General features: G+C 64.0%; 9 protein-coding genes. 2 read left to right on the plus strand and 7 right to left on the minus strand.

Annotated features, from left to right (window positions below):
* Positions 1-442: 442 nt before the first annotated feature.
* From F2P45_RS33215 to F2P45_RS33245, 7 genes are all read right to left on the minus strand, one after another.
* Positions 443-1,729 (minus strand): Glu/Leu/Phe/Val family dehydrogenase, encoded by a 1,287-nt coding sequence (locus tag F2P45_RS33215; RefSeq protein ID WP_166882486.1) that lies wholly within the window; start codon positions 1,727-1,729, stop codon positions 443-445.
* A gap of 38 nt (positions 1,730-1,767) precedes the next feature.
* Positions 1,768-2,493 (minus strand): amino acid ABC transporter ATP-binding protein, encoded by a 726-nt coding sequence (locus F2P45_RS33220; protein ID WP_166882487.1) that lies wholly within the window; start codon positions 2,491-2,493, stop codon positions 1,768-1,770.
* A 23-nt stretch (positions 2,494-2,516) separates the two neighbouring features.
* Positions 2,517-3,209: an amino acid ABC transporter permease gene (locus F2P45_RS33225; RefSeq protein ID WP_166882488.1), complete on the minus strand. Its 693-nt coding sequence runs from the start codon at positions 3,207-3,209 to the stop codon at positions 2,517-2,519.
* Position 3,210: 1 nt separating this feature from the next.
* Entirely contained in the window at positions 3,211-3,960 is a 750-nt protein-coding gene (locus tag F2P45_RS33230; protein WP_166882489.1) for an amino acid ABC transporter permease, read from the minus strand.
* A 30-nt stretch (positions 3,961-3,990) separates the two neighbouring features.
* Entirely contained in the window at positions 3,991-4,941 is a 951-nt protein-coding gene (locus F2P45_RS33235; RefSeq protein WP_166882490.1) for a transporter substrate-binding domain-containing protein, read from the minus strand.
* A gap of 77 nt (positions 4,942-5,018) precedes the next feature.
* On the minus strand, positions 5,019-6,011 hold the full coding sequence (locus tag F2P45_RS33240) for a porin (protein WP_166882491.1): 993 nt from the start codon (positions 6,009-6,011) through the stop codon (positions 5,019-5,021).
* A 99-nt stretch (positions 6,012-6,110) separates the two neighbouring features.
* The gene (locus F2P45_RS33245; RefSeq protein WP_187362455.1) at positions 6,111-6,386 is read right to left on the minus strand and encodes a LysR family transcriptional regulator; all 276 of its coding nucleotides are present in this window, start codon (positions 6,384-6,386) and stop codon (positions 6,111-6,113) included.
* Positions 6,387-6,766: 380 nt separating this feature from the next.
* Between F2P45_RS33245 and F2P45_RS33250 the strand changes: the two genes are divergently transcribed.
* On the plus strand, positions 6,767-8,560 hold the full coding sequence (locus tag F2P45_RS33250) for a sensor histidine kinase (protein WP_166882492.1): 1,794 nt from the start codon (positions 6,767-6,769) through the stop codon (positions 8,558-8,560).
* Positions 8,553-9,929, plus strand: coding sequence for a sigma-54-dependent transcriptional regulator (locus tag F2P45_RS33255; protein WP_166882493.1), 1,377 nt, complete (start codon positions 8,553-8,555; stop codon positions 9,927-9,929). Before F2P45_RS33250 ends, F2P45_RS33255 begins: the two co-directional genes overlap by 8 nt.
* Positions 9,930-10,049 lie beyond the last annotated feature (120 nt).

Raw genomic sequence — 10,049 nt, forward strand, 5'->3', positions numbered from 1 at the left:
CACTTCTGCGTCATCCGCTCCTGTCTCGACACACTGCGCAAACAAGGCCACAGCATGCTCGCTGTACTACAACGCGCCTTTGCCGGCAACCCTATCCCACTAATTGCTTAGTCGCTGAACAGTCACGACAAGAGAAGTTGTTGTCGTCATCTCAAATCTGGCAGAAAAGCGGGAAATTTAGTCTCCCGTCCCTGGCCGGCGGCATTCTTCGACTGCGACGCGACCAAGTACAATTGGCAGGCGAAAGCGGACGGTTGCTCCCACCGACTTTATTGTTTCGAGTCACTTATGCGCTGAATGTTCCTTGCCCACATAGTCCGGGACAATGCAATAGCGTCCCGGACAGATGTCATTTTGCGCAGAAACGCATCCACGAACGACACGCGGCGCCGCCGCATGCGAGATGCATGGCGCCGCCGACGCAGACCGCCCCCTCAGTCCCTCACGGATACAAGCCGCGCACCTCGCGCGCCTGCAGCACGCGCGTGCACGCCACGACGAACGCGGCCGTCCTCAGCGACAGGTCCTTGTCCTGCGCCACCTGCCAGATGGCCGCGAACGCATCGCGCATGATGCGCGTGAGGCGGGCGTTGATGTCTTCCTCGCTCCAGAAAAAGCTCGAGAAGTCCTGCACCCATTCGAAATAGCTGACCGTGACACCGCCCGCGTTGGCGATCACGTCCGGCACCACCAGCACGCCGTTCTCGCGCAGGATGTCGTCGGCCTCCGGCGTCGTCGGTCCGTTGGCGCCCTCCAGGATGATGCGCGCGCGAATCTGGCCGGCGTTATCCTTGGTGATCTGCTGCTCCAGCGCGGCCGGAATCAGGATGTCGCAAGCGACGCTCCAGAAGCGCTCCGGCGCAATGCTGTCCTCGGCGCCGGCAAAGCCCACCACGCTGCCCGTGTGCGCCACGTGCGCCAGCAAGGCCGCCACGTCCAAGCCGCCGTCATGCACGATCGTGCCGCCGTGGTCCTGCACCGCCACCACCAGCGCGCCGGCCTCGGAAAACAAGCGGGCGGCGATCCCGCCCACATTGCCGAAGCCCTGCACCGCGACCCTTGCGCCCTCAATCCGCATGCCGCACTTGATGGCAGCTTCGCAGCCAGCGACGTACACGCCGCGCCCGGTGGCGTCGCGCCGTCCCAGGCTGCCGCCCAGCGAAATCGGCTTGCCCGTCACCACGCCGGTCGCCGTGCTGCCCTGGTTCATCGAGTAGGTATCCATCATCCACGCCATGGTCTGCTCGTTGGTGTTGACGTCCGGCGCGGGAATGTCCTTGTTCGGCCCGATGATGATGCCGATCTCGCTGGTATAGCGGCGCGTCATGCGCTGCAGTTCGCCCTGCGACAGCGTCCTCGGGTCGACCCGGATCCCGCCCTTGGCGCCGCCGTACGGCACATTCACGGCGGCGTTCTTGACCGTCATCCATGCCGACAGCGCCATCACTTCCGACAGCGTCACGTCCTGGTGGAAGCGCACCCCGCCCTTGCCGGGGCCGCGCGACATGTTGTGCTGTACGCGGTAGCCCTCGAAGTGGGCGATGGTGCCGTCGTCGCGCTCGATCGGTACGTCGACCACCAGGATGCGCTTGGGGCGCTTGAGCGTCTCGACCCAGCGCGCCAGTCCACCAAGGTGCGGCGTAACGCGGTCGATCTGTTCGAGGTAAACGCTCCAGGGGTTGTTTTCCTTGGGGACGAGGTAGGATGGAATGTCGTGCTGGCGTGTCATGCGGCGGCTCCGTTGTTGTAGTTTGAAGGTGGTATTTCTTAATGGATGATCTTGGCCAGGAAGTCGCGCGCGCGGTCCGAGCGCCGGGTGCCGAAGAACTCGTCCTTGGTGCAGTCCTCGATGATCTTCCCCTGGTCCATGAAGACGATGCGGTTGGCCACCCGTTTGGCGAAACCCATTTCGTGGGTGACGACCATCATCGTCATCCCCTCCTGCGCCAGGCCGACCATCACGTCGAGCACTTCGTTGATCATTTCGGGGTCGAGCGCGGAGGTGGGCTCGTCGAACAGCATCGCGATCGGATCCATCGACAAGGCCCTGGCAATGGCCACGCGCTGCTGCTGGCCGCCCGACAGCTGGCCCGGAAATTTGTCCTGCTGCGCCAGCAGGCCGACCCGGTCCAGGTACTTCAGGCCCTTGGCGTTGGCCTCGTCGGCGCTGCGCCCCAGCACCTTGATCTGCCCGATGGTCAGGTTTTCCCGGATCGACAAATGCGGAAACAGCTCGAAATTCTGGAACACCATCCCGATCCGCGCGCGCAGCTTGGACAAATTGGTTTTCGGGTCGCCCAGCGCCACGCCGTCCACGCTGATGCCCCCCTTCTGGAACGGCTCAAGGCCGTTGACGGTCTTGATCAGGGTCGACTTGCCGGAACCCGACGGGCCGCAGATGACCATCACATCGCCTTTGCCCACCTGCGTGGTGCACTCGGTGAGCACCTGGAACTTGCCGTACCATTTGCTGATATTGTCAATTTTTATCATTTTTCTTCTCCAATTGGAAAGCGCTAGCGGATGATCGCCACGCGCTGCTGCAGGCGGCGCACCAGGGACGACAGCCCCAGGCCCAGGACCAAATACACCAGCGCCACGAAGCTGTACATCTCGACCAGGCGGCCGTCGCGCTGGGCGACCTTGCTGGCGGCGCCGACAAAATCGGGAATCGACAGCACGTACACCAGCGACACGTCCTGGAACAGCACGATCGTCTGCGTCAGCAGCAGGGGAATCATGTTGCGAAACGCCTGCGGCAGCACCACGTGGCGCATCGTCTGCCAGTAGGTCATGCCCAGCGCCCGCCCCGCCCATACCTGGCCGCGCGGGATCGAGCCGATCCCGCTGCGCATGATCTCGCAGTAGTAGGCCGCCTCGAACATGATGAAGGTGATCAGCGCGGACGTGAAAGCGCCCACCTGTACCGGCGTGTCGGCGCCGATGATCCAGGCGGCGATATACGGCACCAGGAAGTAGAACCAGAAGATCACCAGCACCAGGGGGATCGAGCGCACCAGGTTGACGTAGCCGGATGCCAGCAGCGACACCGCGCGGATGCTGGACAGGCGCATCAGCGCCAGCAGCGTACCCAGGACAATCCCGCCGGTCATGGCCAGCGCGGTCAGCTTGAGCGTGAAGACCATCCCGGTCTGGAACAGATAGACCCACGAGCGGGCTATCACGTCGAAATCGAAGTCGAGCGCCATCTCAGTGTCCCCCCGCCGCGCCGCCGGCGACGCTCAAGCCGGGAATCGCCACTTTTTTCTCGATCCGGTGCATGATGAACACGACCACGGCGTTGACCAGCACGTAGACCAGCGTCGCGGCGCTGAAGGCCTCGAATACCTGGAACGAAAACTCCTGGATCGCGCGGGCGCTGGCAGTCAGTTCCATCAGGCCGATGGTCAATGCCACCGAACTGTTCTTGATGATGTTGAGGAACTCGCTGGTCAGCGGCGGCAGGATCACGCGCGCCGCCATCGGCAGCAGCACGTAGCGGTAGGTCTGCGCCAGCGTCAGGCCGAGCGCGGTGCCGGCCATTTTTTGCCCGCTCGGCAAAGCGGCGATGCCGGCCGAGACCTGTACCGCCACCCGCGCCGAGGTAAACAAGCCCAGGCACAGCACCGCCGTGATGAACGGGGCGTTGGGCAGGGCCTTGATCCAGTCGCCGAAGGCTTGCGGCAGCACGTCGGGAGCGACGAAATACCACAGGAACATCTGCACCAGCAGCGGCACGTTGCGAAAAAGTTCGACATAGCCGTTGGCCAGGCGTACCAGCCATGTGTTCGGTAGGGTGCGCACGGTGCCGACCACAAGGCCGAGCGCCAGCGCCATGATCCAGGCCGTGAGCGCGGTGGCCAGGGTCCACATCAAGCCTGAGCATAAGGTGTCGAAATAGGTGCCGGCACCATCGGGCGCAATCTCCCAGAAGATGCGCCAGTTCCAGTGATAGTTCATAGTATTGTTCCAGGCTGGGCTACAGAAAAATTAACGCTTTTTGGAGGCCGCTTTTTGCGCGTCCGGCACCACCGCATACGCGGCCGGGTCGGCCGAATCGGTCGGCCTGGCGAGCACGTTGATCAGCTCCGGCGGCATCGGGAAGCGCAGGTTGATGCCTTTTGGCGGAATCGGCGCCAGGAACCACTTCTGGTACAGCCGATAAACGTCGTCGCCCGACTTGTAATAGGCGATCAGGGCGTCGTCGACCGCCTTCTTGAAGGCCGGGTCGTCCTTGCGCAGCATGATCCCGTACGGCTCGACCGACAGCGCGTCGGCCGTGATCTGGTAGTCGTCCGGCCGCTTGGCGTTGGCGCGCTGCGACGCCAGCAGGATGTCGTCGTTGGCCTCGGCCGCGGCGCGCCCGGTCTCGACCATCAGGAACGATTCCGGATGGTCCTTGCCGACGACGATGTTCATGCCCAGGTTGTGCTCGCGGTTGAGGATCGTCATCTGCTTCAGGGTCGAGGTACCGGCAGTGGCCACCAGCGTCTTGCCCTTCATGTCGGCCAGCGTATGGATGTTCGACGTTTTTTTGGCCAGCAGGCGGTTGGCGACCACGAACATGGTTGGGGCGAAGGCGACCTGCTGCTGGCGCTCCAGGTTGTTGGTGGTCGAGCCGCATTCGAGGTCGATCGTCCCGTTGGCCATCAGCGGGATGCGGTTGGCCGAGGTCACCGGATTCATCGCCACCTTCAGGGAAGCCAGGCCCGGCTGCTTTTGCAGGGCGGCGACCACCTTCATGCACAGGTCGATCGAATAGCCCTGGTACTGCTGCTTGTCGTCCAGGTAGGAAAAGGGAATCGAACCGTCGCGCACGCCCAGCGTGATGACGCCGCTTTTCTTGATCTTGGCCAGCGTGCCGGTCGGTTCCTGCGCCTGCGCGGCGGCGCCGAACAGGGTTGCACTGAGCAGTACAACGAGATAGTTTGCATAATTCATGTCAGATAACTCCAAAGGGGTGAAGAAAACACGAAGCGATAAACCGGCCGCCTGGCGGCCGGGGGCACGCAAAAGGATCAGAAGGTGTGGCGGATGCCCAGGTTTGCCCCGGTGTTGCCGGTGCCATCCGTGGTGGCGTTGCCGACCTTGAAGGTGGCGCCATTGCGGTTGCCGATGCGCGCATAGGCCGCGTACACGTCGGTGCGTTTCGACAGCGCATAGGTGTAGCCGAGCCCCCATTGGGAAGCGTCGCGGTCGGCGTGCGTGGTGTCGTCATGCCGGACATACGAGGCATACACCTTGTGCGCGCCGAACGGCAGGTTCAGGCCGACGATCGCGTCGTTGCTGCGCGCGCCGAGCAGGCCCTTGTTGCGCACATAGCCCAGGTGCCCCTGGGCCACGCCCCAGTCGTACCTGGCGCCGAGCAGGGTATTGGCGCTGCTGTCGCTGGCCAGCGCATTTTGCTGCCGATGCCAGCCCAGCGTGACCGCCAGGGACTTGGCCGTATACGACAGCACCGTGCTGTAGGCGCGCTTGGCGGCTGAATTGCCCGGCACTTCACCGAGGCCCACGGCCAGCTCCGCCGCAAAGCCATGCAGTGTCGGCGAGGCGTAGCCGACCATGTTGTCGAGGCGGGCGTTCGAGACCGTGATGTTGCCCGCCTGGCCGGCCAAACCGTCGCAGAACGGATCGACAACGTCGCGCATGGCGCGGTAGTACGGCGAATACTGGCGCCCGAAGCTGACCGCGCCGGGCTTGCCGGACAGGCCCAGGTAGGCCTGGCGTCCGAACAGCAGGCCGCCCTGACCGGCGCTGCCGGTATCGATATTGACGCCGTGTTCCAGGACGAAGTAGGCGTTGACGCCGCCGCCGAGGTCTTCCGTGCCTTTGAAGCCCAGCCGCGAACCGGAGGCGACACCGCTGGTGAGCGTGTTGACCTTGCCCGCCGCGCCGCCCGTTTCGCGCACAAATCCGACGTCGGCCACGCCATACACGGTCACCGCCGACTGCGCCATGGCGGCCGCCGGCACCAGGCTCGATGCCATGATGGCGATAATGATCTTATTCATTTGTTTCCTTTGTTATTTATCGTTTTTATATTTGATCGGCAATACCGGTCCATTCCACGCGGTGCATGGAACAGGTGTATTGCCGCGCTGGCGAGTTATTTAAATGGCGCCGCCGGGATAATCCGAAGCGTGCCGCAGAATATGCTTGGCCTTGTGGACCTGTTGCATAATGCCGAGTGCATGGCCGCGGAATACGTGGCCTGCCGGCGTCAGCGAGGGAGGGTTGCAGCTGCGGTCCACGAGCGTGGCGCCGAGCCAGGTTTCAAGCGAGCGGATGCGCCGGCTGAATGCCGGCTGGCTGGAGTGCCGCTCGCTGGCGGAACGCGAAAAGCTTCGCGTATCGGCCAGGCAAAGAAAGTCTTCGACCCATTTCATATCCACTGCTGTCTCCTGCTCTTATATATTTTTAATGGGCCGGCGCGATTGCCCGTCACCCATTGCACTGCCGATTATTCGGCATGTGTTTCCATCCCTGCCTCCTATCCATAGCAGTTTGCATGCCAGCGCTGTAAATATTGCGAGAAGCGCGCCACCGCCTTGATTGCCATGGATATTTTCAATTATCGGGAAATGCGGACAGGCAGCGCGCGTGCGGTATTCCACACAAACCCGTTTTCCGGCGTGTGGATTTAGAAACCCGATCTTTTGGCTATTGCCGAAATTAATATCCGACAGAATTTTCTGGGGTAATATGGAGCGCAGCCGCCTCCTCTTGCCGGACCGCGCCAACACAACCACATGCGCCGAGGTGAGCATTGCAGGCGTTCCGACAATTTGCCGTTTCCCGCTCCGCGGGCACATTCGCGGCATGGGCCGCGATCATCGGCCTGAGCGCCGCCGTCGTCTTCGTGTATGCATGGAGCGAACGGCGCGGCTATGCGCAGCTTGGCGAGGTCCAGGCGCAGCAGCTCGAGCTGTACGCGGCGGCCCTCGAAAGCGAACTGGGCCGGCATGAATACCTGCCCGGCATCGTCGCCCTCGACCATGACGTCCATGCCCTGCTGAGGAACCCGGGCGGCGCCGGCCTGCGCGAGCGCGCCAACAAGCGCCTGACCAGCCTGAACGCGCGCGCCGGCTCGCTCGCCATCTTCGTGCTCGACACGGCGGGCCTGGTGCGGGCCGCCAGCAACTGGTACCAGCCGGAGACCAGCGTCGGCATGGACCTGGCAGCCCTGCCGTATTTTTCCGGCGCCATGCAGGGCGGGCCGGCGCGCTATTTTTCGCGCGCGGCGGCGCGCAACTCGCCCGAGTATTACTTCGCCCAGCAAGTGCTGCAAGGCGGCCTGGTGCTCGGCGTGGTGGTGGTCAAGATCAGCCTCGACCCGATCGAGTCGACCTGGGTCGCGTCGGCCGCGCAGTCGCATAACGATTTTTTCATGGTGCTCGACGCCGACGACGTGATCGTTCTCTCCTCCGCGCCCCAGTGGCGCAACCGCAAGGCCGAGCTCCAGGCCATCGACCAGGGCCAGCCTGTCGTCGCGTGGCGCGGGCTGAACCCGGCCGCGCCATCGACCCGATACGCAAGCCAGAGCCGGCCGATGGCGCGCCAGGGCTGGCGCCTGCTCACGCTCACCAATGCCGCGCCGGTCAAGCTGCAGGCCGGGCAAAACGCCGTGGTCGCGGGCCTGTTGGCCGGGTTCCTCGGTTTGCTCGCGATGTTCGTGGCGATGCGCCGGCGCGCGATCGCGAGCCGCCTGCACGCGCGCGAAGCGCTGCAGCGCGCGCACGACGAATTGGAACTGCGCGTGGCCGACCGCACCGCCGAATTGCATGCGATGAACCGCGAACTGCTGCGCGAAATCGGCGAACGCGAACACGCCGAACAGGTGCTGCGCGCTTCCCAGGATGACTTGCTACACGCCAGCAAACTCGCTCTGCTCGGCCAGATGTCGGCCGGTATCACGCACGAAATCAGCCAGCCGCTCACCGCGCTGCGCTCGCTTTCCTTCAATGCCCAGCTGCTGCTCAAGCGCGGCGACCTGGCGCGCGTGGAAAAAAACCTGCGCTCGGTCAGCGACCTGACTGAACGCATGGGCCGCCTGACCGAGCAGCTCAAGTCCTTCTCGCGCAAGACGCCCCTGGCCATGGCCCCGTTCACCCTGTCCACGGCGGTCGACAATACCTTGCAGCTGCTGGAGAACCGGATCCGCACCGAACACGCATGCGTGCAGCTGGACCTGGCGCCGTCGGTGCGCGCCATGTGCGACGCCAACCGGCTCGAGCAAGTGCTGATCAACCTGTGCGCCAACGCGCTCGACGCCATGCTGGACGCGCCGGTCAAGAACCTGGCCATCCGCCTGTGGAGCGCAGGCGGACGCGCGCACATCCAGGTCAGCGACAGCGGCGCCGGCATTCCGGAAGCCGTGATGGCGCGCCTGTTCGAGCCGTTTTTCAGCACCAAGCTGCCGGGCCAGGGACTGGGACTCGGCCTTGCCATTTCGGCCGACATCGTGCGCGAGTTCGGCGGCACCTTGCGCGCGTCGAATTGTCAAGGCGGTGCCGCCTTCGAACTGGACCTGACACTAGTAGAGGAAACAAGTCATGTATGAAGGTTTCACCATCGTGTTCGTGGAAGACGACCTGGCCGTGCGCAGCAGCGTTACCGAAACGCTGGAGCTGGCCGGGTTCGACGTGGCGCCGTTCGAGTCGGCCGAGGACGCGCTCGGGCAACTGCGCAGCAGCTTTGCCGGCGTCTTCATCAGCGACGTGCGCCTGCCCGGCATGGACGGATTCGAACTGCTGCGCCGGGTGTGCGCGTTCGACGCCACGATCCCGGTCATCATGGTGACCGGCCATGGCGACGTCTCGATGGCGGTCGAGGCAATGCGCTGCGGCGCCTACGATTTCATCGAGAAGCCGTTCGCGATGGAGCGCCTGGTCGAGGTGGTGTCGCGCGCCATGGAAAAGCGCGCGCTGCGCCTGGAAGTGGACATGCTGCAGCGCCAGCTGCAGGACCGGCGCGGGATCGAGGCGACCTTGCTCGGCAACTCGCCGGCGATACGCGAACTGCGGCGCCAGATACTGAACCTGGCCGATACGCCGGCCGACGTGCTGGTGTTCGGCGAAACCGGCACCGGCAAGGAAGTGGTGGCGCGTTGCCTGCACGAGCACAGCAAACGCAGCAAGGCTAACTTCGTCGCGATCAATTGCGGCGGCCTGCCCGAAAGCCTGTTCGAGAGCGAGATTTTCGGGCATGAAGCGGGCGCGTTCACCGGCGCCAGCAAGCGCCGCGTGGGCAAGATCGAGCATGCCGACGGCGGCACCCTGCTGCTCGATGAAATTGAAAGCATGCCGATGGCGCTCCAGGTCAAGCTGCTGCGCGCGCTCCAGGAACGCAAGATCGAGCGGCTCGGCTCGAACCAGGGCGTGCCGGTCGACTTCAGGATCGTCGCCGCCACCAAGAGCGACCTGAAGGAACTGAGCGCGCAGCGGAAGTTTCGCAGCGACCTGTATTATCGGCTCAACGTCGCCGTGCTCGAACTGCCGCCGCTGCGCGAACGGCGCGAGGACATTCCAATCTTGTTCGAACATTTTTCGCTGCAGGCGGCGCTGCGCTACGGGCGCGATGCCCCGGCCCTGGCCGGACACGACATGCTCAAGCTGATGGCCGGCGACTGGCCCGGCAACGTGCGCGAACTGCGCAACGCGGCCGACCGTTTCGTGCTGGGACTGCCGGGGATGCACCTGGGCGCCGCCGATGCGAGCGCGGCCCCGATGACGCTGGCGCAGCAGATGGAGATGGTCGAAAAGACCTTGGTGGAACAGGCGCTCAAACAGCACAGCGGACGTCCGCAAGCGATCTGCGATGCGCTCGGCATCGGCAAGAAAACCTTGTACGACAAACTGCACCGGCACGGCATCGTCATCGACGACTTCCGGCCGGCGCCGGGCGGCGAGCGGGGAATTGACGCGCCCTAGCCTGAATGTTTCATAAACTGCTACCGCAGTCCTGGTCCGGCGATGTATGAGCTCCTTGGTGACAATCACGGTGTCGCGGGCAATAGTCGCCCTACCCGATCGATCGGGATATCAAATGTT

This window comes from Massilia mucilaginosa, assembly GCF_011682145.1.
Lineage (GTDB): Bacteria > Pseudomonadota > Gammaproteobacteria > Burkholderiales > Burkholderiaceae_D > Telluria_A > Telluria_A mucilaginosa.